The following is a 17,181-nucleotide window of genomic DNA, read 5'->3' on the forward strand; positions in this document are numbered from 1 at the left end:
GGATTATGGCAGCAACCCTGCCCACTGTGTACCCCGGGCGGAACGGCGTGTTGTACCCCGCGGGAGCGCGTGACCCCCTCAGAACAACGTCGGCTGCACCCCGAGCGTCACCAGCGCCGATTCGGGCGCGACCTCCTCGGGCGCGACCCGATCCACCGCGCGCCGCTCCCCCTCGCCGTCGCGCAGCATCCCGAGTGCCGACGACCGCACCCCTCCGGTCAGCGGGTCCTCCTGCCCGCGCTCGAGCCGGTGTGCTCGGATGAGCGGCTTGATCCGCGCCGCCAGCCAGCTGCGGTACTCCTTGGGCGCGTACGTGCCGCGGCCGTACATGCTGCGGTATCGGGGCAGCAGCTCGGGATGTTCCCTACCGAGCCACAGGTAGTACCACTCCTTCACCCCGGGCTTCAGGTGCAGCGCGGTGTAGAGCACGCTGGTGGCCCCGGCGTCCTTCGCCTGCCGCAGCGCCTCATCCAGGTGCGCGCGCGTGTCCGTGAGGTACGGCAGGATCGGCATCAGGAACACCCCGCAGTCGAGGCCGTGCTCCCGGACCGCGGTGACGGTCGCGAGCCGCGCCTTAGTCGTGGGCGTTCCCGGTTCGACCGACTGCTGGAGCTCGTCGTCGTAGACCGCGATCGACATCGCGAGGTCGACGGGGACCCGCTTCGCCGCCTCCGCCAGCCGGTCGAGGTCGCGCCGGAGCAGCGACCCCTTGGTGAGGATGCTGAACGGCGTGCCCGAGTCTGACAGCGCGTCGATGATGCCGGGCATCAGCGCGTAGCGTCCCTCCGCCCGCTGGTACGGATCGGTGTTGGTGCCGAGCGCGACCGGGTGGTGGCCCCAGCTCGGCCTCGTCAGCTCCTTGCGCAGCACGTCGGCCACGTTGACCTTGACGATGATCTCCTGATCGAAGTCCTTGCCCTGGTCGAGCTCCAGATAGCTGTGCGTGGGACGCGCGAAGCAGTACACGCAGGCGTGCGAGCAGCCGCGGTACGGGTTGATCGTCCAGCCGAAGGGCATCGGCCCTCCCCCGCCCGGGATCTTGTTGAGCGCCGACTTGGCGAGGATCTCGTGGAACGTGATGCCCGCGAACTCCGGCGTGCGCACCGATCGCACCAGGTTGTTCAGCCGGGCGAGACCGGGCAGGGCCGACGGCGTCTCCACCGCCAGCTCCTGCCCGCTCCACCTCATGGGACTATTCGAACATATGTTCGAATCTGCGTCAAGCGGTCACCGGGTCTGGCCGGGCAGCCCCTCGTAGGACAGATTGTCAGCGGCGATGTTCGCGTCGATCAGTGCGGGCAGGCCGGCGAGGAACGTCTTCCGCTCCGACACGACGTTCTTGAAGGCGGCGTCGACGTTCTCGGGCGTGATGCGGGGCATCAGGTAGGTCATGTTCGGCTTGACCTTCTCCCCGCGGACGGTCTTGGCCGCGACCGCGAGTCCGGCAGCGAGCTCCACGGTCCCGTTCTGGAGGGACGTCCCGATGAACCGTCCGCTCTGAACCGCCTTGAGGCCGTCCTCGATGCCGTCGACGGCGACCACGGGGATGTCGGTGAGCCCGGCCTCGCGAAGGGCCTGGACGGCGCCGAGCCCCATGTCGTCGTTCTGGGCGATGACGCCGTCGATGTCGTCTCCGAACGCGGAGATCCAGTTCTTCGTCTTGTTGATCGCCTCGTCGCGCTTCCAGTTCGCGGTGTCTTCGGCGAGCACCGTGATGCCGGGATTCTCGTCGAGCACCTTCTTGATGCCGGTGCTCCGGTCGAGCTGGCCCGAGGCGCCGAGCGGTCCTTTCAGGACGACCACCTTGCCCGAGCCGCCGAGGTGGTCGACCATCGCCTGAGCCTCCTGGACGCCGGAGTCGACGTCGTCCGGCAGCACGCTGCCTGTGAGGTCCTTGCTCAGGATGCGGGTGTTTACCGTGAAGATGGGGATGCCCGCCGCCTTGGCCGCCTGAACCTGCGGCTCGAGCGAGTCGGCCTGCACCGGGAGCACCACGATGGCGTCGACCCGAGCGGAGATGTACTGGTCGACCTGACTGGCCTGGGTGTTCACGTCCGTGTTCGCGGAGTTCCAGAGGAGGTCGATGTCGTTCGCCTTCGCGTACGCGTCCATGCCCTCCTTGCCCGCGGTGATGAAGGAGGTCATCTCGTACGCGGTGACTCCGATGCGGACGCGGTCGGCTGATGCCTCGCCACCGCTGCTGCAGCTCGCGAGGGCGAGCGAGGAGACGGCGAGCGCGGTACCGAGAGCGATGCCGCGGGCGATGGTGGACTTCTTCATTTCATTCCTTTGATTTCGGGATTCCGAGCAGTGGGAGTGGGAGCGGTTACCGTACGTTGCGTTTCGTCGCCCAGACGTCGATGGCCACCGCGGTGACGATCAGCACGCCCTTGATGACGTCCTGCCAGTAGGCGGGCACGATCAGGATGTCGAGGCCGTTGTTGAGGGTCTGGATCAGCAGGAGGCCGAGGGCCGTCCCCCACACGGTGCCCCGCCCGCCCATGAGGCTCGCGCCGCCGATGACGACGGCCGCGATCGCGTCGAGCTCGTAGCCCTGCCCGAGGGTCGGCGCGCCCGAGATGACACGGGAGGAGAGCATGACGCCCGAGACCGCCGCGAGGCCTCCACTGATGGCGTACACGCTGAAGAGGATCCCTCGCGACTTCACGCCCGCGATCTCGGCGGCGAACCGGTTGCCGCCGACGGCGTAGACGCGGAGACCGTAGGACGTGCGCCGCATGATGAGAGCAAGCCCGAGGATTCCGACGACCATGAGGATCACCGGGACGGTGACGCCGAGCACCTTGGTGTTCGCGATCTCGCCGAAGGTCGATGGGAGGCCGTTGATGGGCGCGCCGCCGCCGATGACGAACGCGACGCCCGAGGCGAGTGTCATCATGCCGAGCGTGGCGATGAACGGCGGAACGTTCAGCCGCGAGACGACGAAGCCGTTGAGCGACCCGGCCAGCAGACCGACCGCGACCGCGCTGACGACTGCGAGCCAGAGCTGGTCCGGCGCGCTCTTCGCGACCAGCGCCGCCGTCATGCCGCTCGCCGCGATGACGGAGCCGACCGACAGGTCGATGCCTCCGGTCAGGATCACGAGCGTCTGGCCCAGGGCGATGAGCGCGAACGGCGCGGCCGCCACGAGGATCGTCATCAGGTTGTCGGCCGTGGCGAAGCGGCTGCTCTGCACGATGAAGAACACGATGATCGCGAGCATCACGAGCACCATGGCGTAGCGCACGCCGAACCTCAGGGCGCGGGCCCCGAGCGGTGGGCGCACGGGGGCGACAGGGCGGGCTGTGTCGGTCATAGGGTCGTTTCTCCGGGCTTGGTGGTCGAAAGCTGGCCGGACGCGAGGCGGAAGATCCGGTCCTGCGCATCGGGGCGGGAAAGGTCGTTCCGGTCGAGTTCGGCGGCGACGGCGCCGTTCGCCAGCACGAGCGCGCGGTGGCTGAGGCTGAGGATCTCGGGGAGGTCGGAGGAGGCCATGACGACGGCCATGCCCTGACCCGCGAGCGTGACGATGAGGTCGTAGATCTCGCTCCGGGCGCCGACGTCGACGCCGCGGGTGGGTTCGTCCAGCAGGAGGACGTCGACCGCGCCGATGAGCCAGCGTCCGAGGACGACCTTCTGCTGGTTTCCCCCCGACAGCGTGCCGACTTCTTGGCCGAGGCCGTTGCTGCGCAGAGCGACGGCCTTCATCGCGGCGTCGACGGCTTCACGCCTGCGGGCCTGCGAGATGACCCCGGCGACCGTGAAGTCGCCGATCCGCGGGAGCGACGCGTTGCTCAGCACGTCGAGCGCCAAGACCGCCCCGGCGTCCTTCCGGTCTTCCGGGACCAGCGCCATGCCGGCGCGGATGGAGCGGCCCGGTGACCCCGGAGCGACCGTCGCCCCGGCGACCCTGACCTCGCCCGACGCGACGGCGCGGATGCCGAAGAGGGCTTCCAGCAGTTCCGTACGCCCCGCGCCGACCAGACCGGCGAGACCGACGATCTCCCCGCGCTTGACCTCGAAGTCGAACCCACTGTCCGCCCCCGCGAGCACGAGGTCGGTCACCTCCAGCACGACCTCGGAGCCGGCCGGCTGCTGGTCGGGGAAGAGGTTGCCGAGTTCGCGCCCGATCATCGCCGTGACGATGTCGTCGTCGCTCAGCTCCCGAAGCGGCTCGTCCACGATCAGCTGGCCGTCGCGAAGCACGACGACGCGGTCGGCGACAGCGCGGATCTCCTCCATCTTGTGGGTGGTGAAGAGCAGCGAGACCCCCTGATCTCGCAGGGCGCGCATCGTGCGGAGCAGCATCTCGACCTCGGGCGCCGCGATCGCGCTTGTCGGCTCGTCGAGGAGGATGACGCGCGCACCCTGGCTCGTGGCCTTGATGATCTCGATGATCTGGCGCACCCCGACCGGCAGCCCTCCCATCCGCCGGGTGGGGGCGATGTCTAGTCCGAACCGCGACAGCGCCGCGGCGGCGGCGCGGATCATGGCGGCGCGGTCGAGCAGTCCGAGGGCTCTGCGCGTCTCGCGGCCGAGGTAGAGGTTCTCGTAGACCGTGAGCTCCGGGATCGAGGCCAGCTCCTGGGGGACGATGGCGATGCCCTGAGCGATCGCCTCCTGGACGTTGCCGGACGACAGTTCCCGCCCGTTCCGGGACACTGTCCCCTGGTCCGCGGCGTAGAGCCCGGAGATGATCTTCATCAGAGTGGACTTGCCCGCCCCGTTCTCGCCGGCGATCGCCGTGATCGTCCCGGGCAGCAGGCTGAAGCTGACCCCCTTCAGGACCGGGATCCCTCCGAACGCCTTCGTCACACCGGCGGTGGTGAGTGTCGGCACGCCTGCCGCGTGGGCGGCATCCGTCATCGCTCGCCTCGTGGCAGGGCGGCGGCGCCGGGCCGGCCCGGGACGACGACCGTCTTGATCGCGTCGGGATCCGATCGGTTCATCAGCAGGCCCGCCTCGACCTGGTCGAGTCCGACGTGCCCCGTCACCAGCGGAGCGACCCGGACGGCTCCCCGGGCGACGAGCTCGATCGCGGTCGGCCAGGTGTTCGCGTACCGATACGTCCCGGTCAATTCCAGCTCGCGGTTCTGGATCACGGAGACGGGCAGCTCGAGGTCGTCGTTCCCCATGCCGACGAGCACGATCCGTCCACCGCGGCGCAGAGTCGGGATCGCCTGCCTGATGGCCCTGCCGTTGCCCGAGGCGTCGATGTACGCGTCGAAGTGGAGTTCGAGCGAGCCGAAATCGGTCTCGACGGGATCGACCGTGGCGATGTCGCCGAGAGTCTGCGCGAAGCGGCGGCGGTTCTCCACCGGATCGCTGACGACGACCTCCGACGCACCGAAGGCGAGCGCGACCTGAGCGGTGAGCAGGCCGATCGGGCCGGCGCCGGTGATGAACACTCTGCTCGACGCCGTGACGCCGGCCCGACGGCACGCGTGCACCGCGACCGAGACGGGCTCGATCAAGGCGGCCTCGTCGGCGCTGAGGGAGTCGGGCACGGCGAACGCGAAGTCGTCTTGGATGACGGCGTACTCGGAGAAGACGCCGTCGATCGGATAGGCGCCGTAGAACTCCATCGCGACACACAGGTTGTAGTCGCCCGTCTTGCAGTGCTCGCAGCGCCGGCACGGCCGCTGCGGCTCGATCGAGACGCGTTCGCCGATCCGGGCCGCGGAGACCGCCGAGCCGACGGCGACGATCACGCCGGCGGACTCGTGGCCGAGGATGATCGGCCCCTCGACCACCAGATCGCCGATGTGGCCCTCGTGGTAGAAGTGCGTGTCCGAGCCGCAGACTCCGACCGCTTCGATGCGGACGAGGACCTGGTCGGCATCGAGCGCAGGGATCGGGACATCGCGCAATTCGATCATGCCGGGAGCGGTGAGCACGCTCGCCGACATTTTCGTGGGCAGGGCAGGAGTAGACATCGCAGTCATCGGGTCCTTTCGGTCGAGGCCAACTGGCACGGCCTCCTCGGAATGATCGCGACGAGACTAACCTTAACTCTCATGCGAGATGTTACACTGCTCACATGAGCGGGAAGATTGTCAATCCCGACGAAGCGGTGAAACTCGCCTATGTTAGCAAACGGTATTTCAAGGACTCGGTCCCCCGCACGGAGATCGCTGACGAACTCGGACTCTCGCGCTTCGCCGTCGCCCGGATGATCCAGAAGGCGCTCGAGTTGGGCGTGGTCACGATCACGATCGACGCGCCGGGTCCCGTCGATGTCGATCTCTCGCTGCGGCTCGTCTCCCGCTTCGGCCTGCAGAACGCGTTCGTCGCCCGCATCGCGACCGATGACCGCGAGGAGATCCGCGTCACGCTCGGACGGCTGGCCGCGGACGTGCTCTCCGGGATGATCGCTGAGGACGACATCGTCGGCCTGACCGCGGGCCGGACGCTGATCGAGATGTCACGCGCACTCGGCGAGGTCCCGAGCTGCGATGTCGTCCAGCTGACAGGAGTCGCTGATCCGGTGCGCGAACGCGGAACCGAGGCGGTGAACACCATGGCGCGCCGATCCGGAGGCGCGGTCTATCCGCTGCACGCGCCGTTCGCCGCCACCGACGCGGCGGCCAGGGCCACGATCATGGCGCAGCCAGGCATCCGCCCGAGTCTGGCCAGACTCGACAGACTCACCAAAGCGGTCGTCACCATGGGCGCGTGGCCGGACGATTCCCTCTTGCACGACAGCCTCGAGCCGAGCGGTGAGGCCCGGCGGCTCATCCGGCGCGGTGTCGTCGCCGAGATCGGAACGACCCTGCTCGGCGCCGACGGGCGCGAGATCGACCTGCTGACGGATCGCGTGATCGGCATCCGCACCGCCCAGCTGCGCAGAGTGGCGCAGGTGATCGGCATCGGAGGCGGCCGCCGCAAGCACGCGGCGATCAAAGCCGTCCTCGCGTCCGGGCTGCTCTCGCAGCTCATCACGGATGAGGAGACGGCTCGGTATCTCCTCGCCTGACGCCCGTCACCCGATGCGGCTGGATCGGCCCTGCGGAGGCGCAGCCGGCCGGCAGCTTCTCCGCCGCCGGCCGGCCCGTCCTCCCCGTCAGCTCACGCGTCGCGCAGCGTGGCGCTCCGCAGCGACACCACCTCCCCCGCCCAGCGCTCGCGCAGCCACCGGTCGTGGCTCGCCACCACGACCGCGCCGGGGTAGCCGCCGAGGGCGGCCTCCAGCTCGGTCGCCAGGGTGAGCGAGAGGTGGTTGGTCGGCTCGTCCAGCAGGAAAACGTGCGGCGGCCGCGCCATGATCAGCGCCAGCGCCAGCCGGCGCTGCTGCCCGACGGACAGCGCGCCGACCTCCCGGTCGAGGTCGCGCGGCGCGATGAGGCCGAGCCCCGAGAGCGGGACCGCCTCCGCGCGCCGCTCCCCCAGCGCCAACTCGTAGATCCGGCGCGGGGTCTGCGTCGGGTCCGCGAAGCGCACGTCCTGCTCCAGGAGCTCCACCCGCAGCCCGCGGCGGCGCTGCACCGTGCCGACGAGCGGAACGATCCGACCGGCGAGCACCGAGAGCAGCGTCGACTTCCCTGCCCCGTTGGCCCCGGTCACGAGCACCCGCGACTGCGCCTCCACCGCGAACCGGTCGAGCCTCAGCCGGCCGGGCACGTGGAGGTCGTCCGCCTGCAGCAGCGACCCGGCCTCCTCGCCCACGGCCTGGAACCCCGCGGGGATCCCGGAGAACGCGAGCGGTTTGGGCGGCTTGCGCACCTGCGTGCTGGTCAGCTCCTCCAGCCGGCCGTCCGCGTTGCGCACGCGCCGGCTGATCTGCCGGTCCAGGGTGTTGCCCTTGTACGACTTCACGAACTTGTCGTTGTCACGGACCTTGCCCGACCACGCGATCGAGCGCGCCGTGACGTCCACGGCGTGCTTGAGCGCGACGAGCTCGGCCTGCTCGTCGGCGTACTGCTTCTCCCAGCGGTGCCGCTCGGCCGCCTTCTCGGCGAGGTAGGCGCTGTAGCCGCCGCCGAACACCGTCGTGCCGGAGCGCGTCGGGTCCAGGTCGAGGAGGCCGGTGGCCGCCGAGTCGAGGAACGCGCGGTCGTGGCTCGCGAAGAGCACCGGGCCGTGCCAGCCGAGGAGCTGCGACTCCAGGAACGCGGCGGCCGCGTCGTCCAGGTGGTTCGTCGGCTCGTCGAGCAGCAGCGCCTCCGGCCGGCCGAGCAGCAGCGCGGCCAGCGTGAACCGGCTGCGCTGGCCTCCGGAGACCTCGTCCAGCCGCCGGGCCAGCGGGATGGCGCCGACCCCGAGGCCATCGAGGAGCGCGTCCCGGCGCGACTCGATCGACCACACCTCGGCGAGCTCGGCCGCCGCGAGGGCGGCGTCGTACCGCGCGTGCGCAGCGGGGTCGTCCCCCGCGAGCGCCGCCGCCGCGGCCTCCAGCTCGTGTTCGATGGCACGCACCTCGCCGAGGGCGTCCTCGATCAGCGTGGCGAGCGTCTCGTCGGGCCGGAAGCGGACCTCCTGCCAGAGGAAGCCGACCCGCCTCGGCCGCTGAACGACGCCGGAGTCCGGAGTCTCGGCGCCGGCGAGCACCCGCAGCAGCGTGGACTTGCCCGCGCCGTTCTCGCCGATCAGGCCGAGGCGGGCGCCGGGAGGCACGGTGAGGGAGACATCCGAGAGCACGCGCCGGTCGCCGTAGCTGACGGAGACACCGTCGGCGCGCAGTGGAGTGAGAGTGAGTGTTGGCAATGCTGACCACCTTCCGGGCGCTCCATCACGGAGCAGGCTCCCGCCGGGCGGACTTCCGCGACGAGTGCGCCGGAGCGCCCGGTGCTGGATGACCAGGCGGCGCAGGACCTATGGGGTCGCTCACTCGATCGACGGCGCCTCGGGCGCGGGACGAGAGGAGGTGATCACTTCATAGCGTGGACGACCATAACAGGTCGCGGACGCGGCTGTCCAGTCGATCCGTACCACTCGGTACGGATCGACTGCGGTGACCGGGTGTCAGGCCTTGACGACCTCGCCGGCGGGGCTCTCCGCCAGGTCGAGCACCGCCGCGGTCTCGGCGAGCACGCGCTCGGCCTCCTTCGGGCGGTCGTTGAGCGTGGTGCCGACGGTCGGGATGAGCTGCTTCAGCGTCGGCAGCCAGCCCTCGTAGCGATCGGGGAAGCAGCGCTTCAGGAGGTCGACCATGATCGGCACGGCCGTCGACGCACCGGGTGACGCGCCGAGCAGACCGGCGATCGAGCCGTCCGCCGAGGCGATCACCTCGGTGCCGAACTGCAGCACGCCGCCCTTCTTCGGGTCCTTCTTCATCACCTGCACGCGCTGGCCGGCGGTGATGAGCTCCCAGTCCTCCGACTTCGCGGTCGGCATGAACTCCTGCAGCGCCTTCAGCTTCTTCTCGCGGTTGGCGAGCACCTCGCCCACCAGGTACTTGATGAGGCTGAAGTTGTCGCGCGCGACCGCGAGCATCGGGCCGAGGTTGCCGGCGCGGACCGAGCCGGGCAGGTCCCACCAGCTGCCGCTCTTCAGGAACTTGGGGCTGAAGCCCGCGTACGGGCCGAACAGCAGGGAGGTCTCGCCGTCCACCACGCGCGTGTCCAGGTGCGGGACCGACATGGGCGGGGCGCCGACCGCGGCCTTGCCGTAGACCTTCGCCTGGTGCTGCGCGACGATCTTCGGGTTGGTGGTGCGGAGGAACTGGCCGGAGATCGGGAAGCCGCCGAAGCCCTTGATCTCGGGGATGCCGGACTTCTGCAGTAGGTGGAGCGCGCCGCCGCCCGCGCCGACGAACACGAAGCGCGCGGTGGCCTCGTGCGGCGTGTGGCCGACCTCGTGCCTGACCTTGATCTTCCAGAGCTTGTCGGCGGTGCGCTTGATGCTGAGCACCTTGTGGTTGAGCGCGAGGTCGGCGCCGTTCGCGACCAGGTCGTCCACGAGGGCGCGGGTGAGCGCGCCGAAGTCGACGTCGGTTCCCGCGGTCTGGCGGGTGGCGGCGATGCGCTGCTTGGCGTTGCGCTTCTTGGTGAGCAACGGGGTCCACTCGCCGATCGTCGCCGGGTCCTCCGAGTACTCCATGCCCTCGAACAGCGGCTGGTCCTTGAGCGCCTCGTAGCGCTTGCGGAGGTAGCGGACGTTGTCGCGGCCGCGCACGAACGTCATGTGCGGCGTCGCGTTGATGAACGTGCTCGGGGCAGGCAGGTGACCGGCGGCGACCAGGGAGGCCCAGTACTGCCGGCTCAGCTGAAACTGCTCGTTGATGCTGATGGCCTTGGCCGGGTCCACGCTGCCGTCGGCGGCCTCCGGCATGTAGTTCAGCTCGCAGAGGGCGGCGTGGCCCGTTCCTGCGTTGTTCCACGGGTTCGAGCTCTCCTGGGCGACCTCGCCGAGGGACTCGTAGATGCGGATGGTCCAGTCGGGCTGGACGCGCTGGATCATGGAGCCCAGCGTCGCGCTCATGATGCCGCCGCCGATCAGGACGACGTCGATGGGGTCAGTGCTCACCAGACAATCCTACGGTGAGTGGGCTCGTGACCTGCCGTCGCGCGGGGATTCTGTCTCGATATCGAGACATCGGTCACGCCGCGGACGCCCCCGCGACGATCAGGGCGACTCCGGAGACGACCATGCTGACCAGCAGCACGCCGAAGCCGATCCAGACCAGCGCGATGGCGCCGTTGGGCTTCCGCGGATCGCGGCCGAGCGGCGAGAAGAAGAACCCGGCGGGGATGAGGATGGCGGCGACCAGGACGCCGATCGCGCCGAAATGCATCCAGCCGGTCACCTTCGCCGCGTCGAGCAGCAGCAGCGTGACGAGGCCGAGGATGACGAGGACGCCGGCGTGCGCGTGGCCGGCGCGGAAGAAGGACTTCTGGAGGTCGTTGGCCCCCTGCGTGCCGGTGACGACGCGCAGCATGAAGGTGCCGCCGTACGCGACGCCGATGACGGTGAGCAGGACGATGCCGGCGGTGATGGCGCTGGCGGGTTGCAGCAGCATGACGGCTCCTTGGATAGTTTCGGTATCCAAAGATTAGATAGTATGAGTATCCAGAGTCAAGGGTCGGAGGACGGATGCGCATCTCGGAGCTGGTCGAGCGGACCGGTGTGCCGCTGGCGACGGTCAAGTTCTACCTGCGGCAGGGGATGCTCCCGCCCGGGGCGGCCGTCAGCGCGACGCGCGCGGAGTACGGCGAGGAGCACGTGCGGCGCATCGGCCTCATCCGCGCGCTCTCGGACGTCGCGGGGCTGCCGCTGAGCCGGGTGAAGGACGTGCTCGATCTGATCGACCATCCCGACGGCGAGCTGTTCGACGCGCTGGGGAGCGCGGTCGCGGCGCTGCCGCCGTACCTGGAGGACGCGCAGCCGCCGTACCCCCGCGCCGAGGCCGCCATCGCGTCGATCGGGCAGGTCTACGACGAGCGGTACACGGCGGTCGCCCAGCTCGAACGCGCGCTGGAGGCGGTGGAGGCCGGCGGCATCCCGATGACGGACGAGCGCCTCCACGTGTACGCCGAGCACCTGCGGGCGATGGCGGAGTACGACCTCAGCCGGATGCCGGAGGAAGGCGGCCGGGAGGGCGCGCTCGGCTACGCCGTGCTGGGCACGGCCCTCTACGACCCGGTGGTGGCGGCGCTGCGCCGTCTGGCCCACCAGGACGTCGCCGCGCGCCGCCTCAGCGCGCTCCCCGAGCCGCGGACGGGTTAGTGGGCGACGCGGGAGGCGAGGCGGGCGGCGACGAGTTCCGCGATCTGCACGGCGTTGAGCGCGGCGCCCTTGCGGAGGTTGTCGTTGCTGATGAACAGCGCGAGGCCGCGGCCCTCCGGGGCGCCCTCGTCCGCGCGGATGCGGCCGACGAAGCTCGGGTCCTGGCCGGCGGCCTCCAGCGGGGTGGGGACGTCGGTGAGCGTCACACCGGGGGCGTCCGACAGCAGCTCGGTGGCGCGCTCGGGGCTGATGGGCGACGCGAACTCGGCGTTGATCGACAGCGAGTGGCCGGTGAACACCGGCACGCGCACGCAGGTGCCGCTGACCAGCAGGTCCGGGAGGCCGAGGATCTTGCGGCTCTCGTTGCGGAGCTTCTTCTCCTCGTCGGTCTCGTTGAAGCCGTCCTCCACGATCGATCCCGCGAGCGGGATGACGTCGAACGCGATCGGGCGCACGTACTTCACGGGGTCGGGCATCGTCACGGCCGAGCCGTCGTGCACGAGCTGGAGGAGGTTCTCGTCGGCGACCGCGGTGCGGATCTGGCCGGCCAGCTCCTCGGCGCCGGCGAGGCCCGAGCCCGACACGGCCTGGTAGGTGCTCACGATGAGCCGCTGGAGGCCGGCCTCCTCGTGCAGGACCTTCAGCACGGGCATGGCCGCCATCGTGGTGCAGTTGGGGTTCGCGATGATGCCCTTGCGCGCGTCGGCGATGGCCTCGGGGTTCACCTCGGAGACCACGAGCGGCACGTCCGGGTCCATCCGCCAGCCGCTGGAGTTGTCGATGACGATCGCGCCGGCCTCGGCGAACCGGGGCGCGTGCGCCTTCGAGCCGGTGGCGCCGGCCGAGAACAGGGCGATGTCGATGCCCGAGACGTCGGCGGTCTCCACGTCCTCGACGGTGATCTCCTCGCCACGGAACGGCAGCTTGGTGCCGGCCGAGCGCGACGACGCGAAGAAGCGGATGCTCTTCACCGGGAAGTCGCGCTCCTCCAGCAGCTGGCGCATCACGCCGCCGACCTGGCCGGTGGCGCCGATCACGGCGATGTCGAAGCCGGGAGTGGTCTCGCTCATGGTGTGTCCTTCGTCTGTCTGGTCTGAAGAGGGGAACGGGATGGCGGCGGCGGCCATTCCCGCGAGCGGCGGGAGCGGCTCAGCGGCCGGTGCCGGCGTAGACGATCGCCTTCTCGTCGCCGTCCAGCCCGAAGGCGGTGTGCACGACGCGGGCGGCCTCCGCCACGGTGTCGGCGCGGGTGACGACCGAGATGCGGATCTCGCTGGTGGAGATCATCTCGATGTTGATGCCGGCCTCGTAGAGCGCCTCGAACAGCTTCGCGGAGACGCCGGAGTTGGTCCGCATCCCGGCGCCGACGAGGGCGAGCTTGCCGATCTGGTCGTCGTACTGGAGGGTCTGGAAGCCGACCTCGTCGCGCTCGCCGTTCAGGGCGGTCAGCACGCGCTGGCCTTCCGACTTGGGGAGGGTGAACGAGATGTCGGTGAGGCTGGTCGCCGCGGCGGACACGTTCTGGACGATCATGTCGACGTTGGCGTTGGCCTTCGCGACGATCTTGAAGATCTGCGCGGCCTTGCCCGGGACGTCGGGCACGCCGACGACGGTGATCTTCGCCTCGCTCAGATCGGTGGCGACTCCGGAGATGATCGGCTCTTCCACGGTTCCATCCTTCTTCGCGGCCTCGGCCGCAGCTGCTTCGTTGAGGACGTACGTGCCCACCCGGTTCGAGAACGAGGAGCGCACGTGCAGGGTCACGTTGTGGCGGCGGGCGTACTCCACCGCGCGGATGTGCAGGACCTTCGCTCCGGCTGCCGCGAGCTCCAGCATCTCCTCGCTGGTGATGCGGTCGATCTTGCGCGCGAGCGGGACCTGCCGGGGGTCGGAGGTGAAGACGCCGTCGACGTCGGTGTAGATCTCGCAGACCTCGGCGCCGAGCGCGGCGGCGAGGGCGACGGCGGTCGTGTCGGACCCGCCGCGGCCGAGGGTCGTGATGTCGCGGGTGTCGCGGTTGAAGCCCTGGAAGCCGGCGACGATGGCGATCGCGCCCTCGTCCAGCGCCTCCTTGATGCGGCCGGGGGTGACGTCCACGATGCGGGCGGAGCCGTGCTGGGCGTCGGTGATCATGCCGGCCTGGCTGCCCGTGAAGGAGCGCGCGTCGTAGCCCATGCTCTTGATCGACATCGCGAGCAGCGCCATCGAGATGCGCTCCCCCGCCGTGAGCAGCATGTCCAGCTCGCGCGGCGCCGGGATCGGCGTGACCTCGTGGGCCAGGTCGACCAGCTCGTCGGTGGTGTCGCCCATCGCGGAGACGGCCACGACGACCTCGTTGCCCGCCTTGCGCGTCTCGACGATGCGCTTGGCGACGCGCTTGATGCTCTCGGCGTCGGCGACGGACGAGCCGCCGTATTTCTGAACGATCAGGGCCACAGGCACTCCAGAACTCACGGGAGTGACCATTCTACCGGCCCGGGATATGCCCGCCCGGCCATGTGACGGACCGCCGAGGGGCACGTTGTTGTCACTTTTGGCCACGAAAAGGGACAACGACGTGCCCCTCGGCGGATGGCGGCAGAGGTCAGGAGACCTGGCGGCGGCCCTCGAAGGCGCGGCCGAGGGTGACCTCGTCGGCGTACTCCAGGTCGCCGCCGACGGGGAGGCCGGAGGCGAGGCGGGTGACCCGGATCTCGAGGCTGGTCAGCAGGCGGCTGAGGTAGGTGGCCGTGGCCTCCCCCTCCAGGTTGGGGTCGGTCGCGATGATGACCTCCTGCACCGCGCCGTCGGCGAGGCGCTGCATGAGCTGCCGGATGCGGAGGTCGTCGGGCCCGACGCCGTCGATCGGGCTGATCGCGCCGCCGAGCACGTGGTAGAGCCCGCGGAACTCGCGCGTGCGCTCAATGGCGACGACGTCCTTGGCCTCCTCGACCACGCAGATCGTGTCGGGCGAGCGGCGCGGATCGCGGCAGATCGAGCAGGTGGCCTGCTCGGAGACGTTGCCGCAGATCTCGCAGAAGCGCACCTTGTCGCGCACTTCGAGAAGCACCTCGGCGAGCCGGGTGACGTCGAAGCTCTCGGTCTGCAGGATGTGGAACGCGATGCGCTGCGCCGACTTCGGCCCGATGCCGGGGAGGCGGCCGAGCTCGTCGATCAGCTCCTGGACGATGCCCTCGTACACGGCGTTACCTCATGCCGTTCATGGGAGGGGCGGGCTGCTCCTCCAGGAAGCGTGCGCCGAGGATCTCGCGGACGACGGCCTCGCCGTAGCGCTGCGGAGCCTGGAAGGTGGGCGTGCGGGCGCCGGAGGCGGGGGCGGAGCGCTCGGGGGCGGGGCGGTCGGCGGCGGGACGCTGAGCCTGGGCCTGAGGAGCGGATCGCTCGGGTGCGGCCGCGGGGGCCGAACGCACGGACTCCGCGGGCGCGGCGGACCAGTCGCCCGCCGGCTCCTCGGGGACGGCGGCCTCGTACGGCGGCTCGGTCTCCTCCGGCGGCTCCAGGTCGTCCGGCGGGAGGTCGTCGGGCAGCCCGGCGGCGGAGGGGCCCGGAGCGGCGACGGGCGCCGCGGGGGCCTCCGGACGCTCCAGCGTCGCCACAGCGGCAGCCGGGGCGGACGGGATCGTGACGGTCGCCCACTCGGTGACCGAGGCCGACGGCGACGACGGAGCGGCGGACGACGCTGACGGCGCGCCGCCGGCGGGCCGGGACGCGGGCGCGGACGACGCGGGTCGGCCGGCGGACGACGAGTCCCCGTCCGCGCCGGGCCACGTCGGGGCCTCGGGAGCCGAGGGCGCGCCCGCGGACGGCCGGGCCGGCGCGCCGCCGGACGGAGCGCCGTCGGCGCGCGCGATGAACTTGACCCGGATGCCCAGGACGTCGATGATCGCCTGGCGCAGGTACTCGCTCACGCCCTGGCCGCCCTGCGACTGCGGCTGGCGGAAGCTCTGCACGTCGTTGTCGCTCGGGAACGACAGCGTCAGGACGTCGTCGTTCAGCGACCGGACCTGGGCGGTGAACACGACCATCCACGCGCTGCGCTTGGCGCGCTGCACGGCGTCGAGGATCTGCGGCCAGGAGTCCTTGACCTGCTGCGTGCTCACGGCGCCGACGGCCGCGGGCGCAGCCGGAGCGGCGGGTGCGGCGACCGGCTCGGGAGCCGCGGCGGCGGGAGCAGGCTCCGCGGCCTTCGTGGGCTTCGCGGGAGGCTCGACGGGCTCCGGAGCGACCGGCGTCGAGACCGGGGCGGCCACCGGCGCCGAAGCAGCCGGCGCAGGAGCAGGCGCAGGAACCGAAGCCGGCGCAGGCGCAGCAGCCTCCCGCGCCCCACCGGCGTCGCTCACCCCGACCCGCCGCTCCAGCCGCTCCACGCGCGCCAGCGCCCCGCGCTCGCTGTCGTCGCTCGACGGCACCAGCACGCGCGCGATCATCAGCTCCAGGTGCAGGCGCGGCGAGGTCGCGCCGGTCATCTCGGTGAGCGCGGCGTTCACGATGTCGGCGGCCCGGCTGAGCTCGGCCGCGCCGAACTTCATCGCCTGCACGCCCATCCGGTCGAGCTCGTCCTGCGGCACACCGCGGAGCACGGCGGCCGCGCCGTCGACGCTCGTCGCGGCGACCACGATCAGGTCGCGCAGCCGCTCCAGGAGGTCGTCCACGAAGCGCCGCGGGTCCTGCCCGGTCTGGATGACGCGGTCCACGGCCGCGAACGCACCGGCCGCGTCGCGCGCCGCGATGGCGTCGATGACCTCGTCCAGCAGCGTGGCGTGCGTGTAGCCGAGCAGCGCGACCGCGCGCTCGTACTCGATGCTGCTGCCCTCGGACCCGGCCATCAGCTGGTCGAGCAGGGAGAGCGTGTCGCGCGGCGAGCCGCCTCCGGCGCGCACCACCAGGGGCAGCACGCCCGGTGCGACCGTCATCCCCTCGCTGTCGCAGAGCTGCTGGACGTACTCCAGCATCTGCGCGGGCGGGACGAGCCGGAACGGGTAGTGGTGGGTGCGCGAGCGGATCGTGCCGATGACCTTCTCGGGCTCCGTGGTCGCGAAGATGAACTTCACGTGCTCCGGCGGCTCCTCCACGATCTTCAGCAGGGCATTGAAGCCCTGCGGTGTGACCATGTGCGCCTCATCGAGGATGAAGATCTTGTAGCGGTCGCGGGCGGGGGCGAAGATGGCGCGCTCGCGGATGTCGCGGGCGTCGTCCACGCCGTTGTGGCTGGCGGCGTCGATCTCGACCACGTCGAGCGATCCGGAGCCGTCGCGGCTCAGCTCGACGCAGCTCGCGCACTTTCCGCAGGGGGTGTCGGTGGGGCCTTCGGCGCAGTTGAGGCAGCGCGCCAGGATGCGGGCCGACGTCGTCTTGCCGCAGCCGCGCGGCCCGGAGAACAGATAGGCGTGGTTGACCCGGTTGGTGCGCAGCGCCGTCATGAGCGGCTCGGTCACCTGCGATTGGCCGATCATCTCGGCGAAGGTGTCGGGCCGATAACGGCGATACAGAGCGGTGACCACCCACACATGCTACTTG

Annotated in this window: 14 protein-coding genes; 2 read left to right on the forward strand and 12 right to left on the reverse strand. The window is 70.6% G+C overall.

What is annotated here, in order from left to right; genetic code table 11:
- Positions 1 to 78: 78 nt before the first annotated feature.
- Genes ABCS02_RS17085 through ABCS02_RS17105 form a run of 5 tightly spaced genes read right to left on the reverse strand, consistent with a single transcriptional unit; the run spans position 79 to position 5,879 of the window.
- On the reverse strand, positions 79 to 1,188 hold the full coding sequence (locus tag ABCS02_RS17085; protein WP_345836865.1) for an Rv2578c family radical SAM protein: 1,110 nt from the start codon (positions 1,186 to 1,188) through the stop codon (positions 79 to 81).
- A 39-nt stretch (positions 1,189 to 1,227) separates the two neighbouring features.
- Complete coding sequence (locus ABCS02_RS17090; protein WP_345836866.1) at positions 1,228 to 2,280, reverse strand: substrate-binding domain-containing protein; 1,053 nt, start codon at positions 2,278 to 2,280, stop codon at positions 1,228 to 1,230.
- Between the two features lie 46 nt (positions 2,281 to 2,326).
- The gene (locus tag ABCS02_RS17095; protein WP_345836867.1) at positions 2,327 to 3,316 is read right to left on the reverse strand and encodes an ABC transporter permease; all 990 of its coding nucleotides are present in this window, start codon (positions 3,314 to 3,316) and stop codon (positions 2,327 to 2,329) included.
- Positions 3,313 to 4,866 (reverse strand): sugar ABC transporter ATP-binding protein, encoded by a 1,554-nt coding sequence (locus tag ABCS02_RS17100; RefSeq protein ID WP_345836868.1) that lies wholly within the window; start codon positions 4,864 to 4,866, stop codon positions 3,313 to 3,315. The genes ABCS02_RS17095 and ABCS02_RS17100 overlap by 4 nt, the downstream gene beginning before the upstream one ends.
- Entirely contained in the window at positions 4,863 to 5,879 is a 1,017-nt protein-coding gene (locus ABCS02_RS17105; RefSeq protein ID WP_345836869.1) for an NAD(P)-dependent alcohol dehydrogenase, read from the reverse strand. Before ABCS02_RS17105 ends, ABCS02_RS17100 begins: the two co-directional genes overlap by 4 nt.
- 161 nt (positions 5,880 to 6,040) lie before the next feature.
- On the opposite strand from ABCS02_RS17105, the gene ABCS02_RS17110 reads away from it, so the two are divergent.
- Entirely contained in the window at positions 6,041 to 6,976 is a 936-nt protein-coding gene (locus ABCS02_RS17110) for a sugar-binding domain-containing protein (protein ID WP_345836870.1), read from the forward strand.
- A gap of 92 nt (positions 6,977 to 7,068) precedes the next feature.
- Here the strand turns inward: ABCS02_RS17110 and ABCS02_RS17115 are convergent, their stop codons facing one another.
- The 3 genes from ABCS02_RS17115 to ABCS02_RS17125 all read right to left on the reverse strand — a co-directional run bounded on the left by ABCS02_RS17115 (position 7,069) and on the right by ABCS02_RS17125 (position 10,957).
- On the reverse strand, positions 7,069 to 8,703 hold the full coding sequence (locus tag ABCS02_RS17115; protein WP_345836871.1) for an ABC-F family ATP-binding cassette domain-containing protein: 1,635 nt from the start codon (positions 8,701 to 8,703) through the stop codon (positions 7,069 to 7,071).
- A 258-nt stretch (positions 8,704 to 8,961) separates the two neighbouring features.
- On the reverse strand, positions 8,962 to 10,464 hold the full coding sequence (locus ABCS02_RS17120) for a malate:quinone oxidoreductase (protein WP_345836872.1): 1,503 nt from the start codon (positions 10,462 to 10,464) through the stop codon (positions 8,962 to 8,964).
- A gap of 73 nt (positions 10,465 to 10,537) precedes the next feature.
- The gene (locus ABCS02_RS17125; protein ID WP_345836873.1) at positions 10,538 to 10,957 is read right to left on the reverse strand and encodes a hypothetical protein; all 420 of its coding nucleotides are present in this window, start codon (positions 10,955 to 10,957) and stop codon (positions 10,538 to 10,540) included.
- 74 nt (positions 10,958 to 11,031) lie between these two features.
- Here ABCS02_RS17125 and ABCS02_RS17130 point away from each other — a divergent pair, with 74 nt between their 5' ends.
- Positions 11,032 to 11,664: a MerR family transcriptional regulator gene (locus ABCS02_RS17130; protein ID WP_345836874.1), complete on the forward strand. Its 633-nt coding sequence runs from the start codon at positions 11,032 to 11,034 to the stop codon at positions 11,662 to 11,664.
- Here the strand turns inward: ABCS02_RS17130 and ABCS02_RS17135 are convergent.
- The 4 genes from ABCS02_RS17135 to ABCS02_RS17150 form a co-directional block, all read right to left on the reverse strand.
- Entirely contained in the window at positions 11,661 to 12,734 is a 1,074-nt protein-coding gene (locus ABCS02_RS17135; RefSeq protein ID WP_345836875.1) for an aspartate-semialdehyde dehydrogenase, read from the reverse strand. The genes ABCS02_RS17130 and ABCS02_RS17135 overlap by 4 nt on opposite strands.
- Positions 12,735 to 12,813: 79 nt before the next feature.
- The gene (locus ABCS02_RS17140; protein ID WP_345837333.1) at positions 12,814 to 14,100 is read right to left on the reverse strand and encodes an aspartate kinase; all 1,287 of its coding nucleotides are present in this window, start codon (positions 14,098 to 14,100) and stop codon (positions 12,814 to 12,816) included.
- Positions 14,101 to 14,248: 148 nt separating this feature from the next.
- Positions 14,249 to 14,845 carry a recombination mediator RecR gene (gene recR, locus ABCS02_RS17145; protein ID WP_345836876.1) on the reverse strand — a complete coding sequence of 199 codons (597 nt, stop codon included), beginning with the start codon at positions 14,843 to 14,845 and terminating at the stop codon, positions 14,249 to 14,251.
- Positions 14,846 to 14,849: 4 nt separating this feature from the next.
- A complete protein-coding gene (locus ABCS02_RS17150) occupies positions 14,850 to 17,165 on the reverse strand; it encodes a DNA polymerase III subunit gamma and tau (protein ID WP_345836877.1) in 2,316 nt (771 codons plus the stop codon).
- Positions 17,166 to 17,181: the final 16 nt, after the last annotated feature.

The sequence above is a fragment of the Microbacterium sp. X-17 genome, from assembly GCF_039615055.1.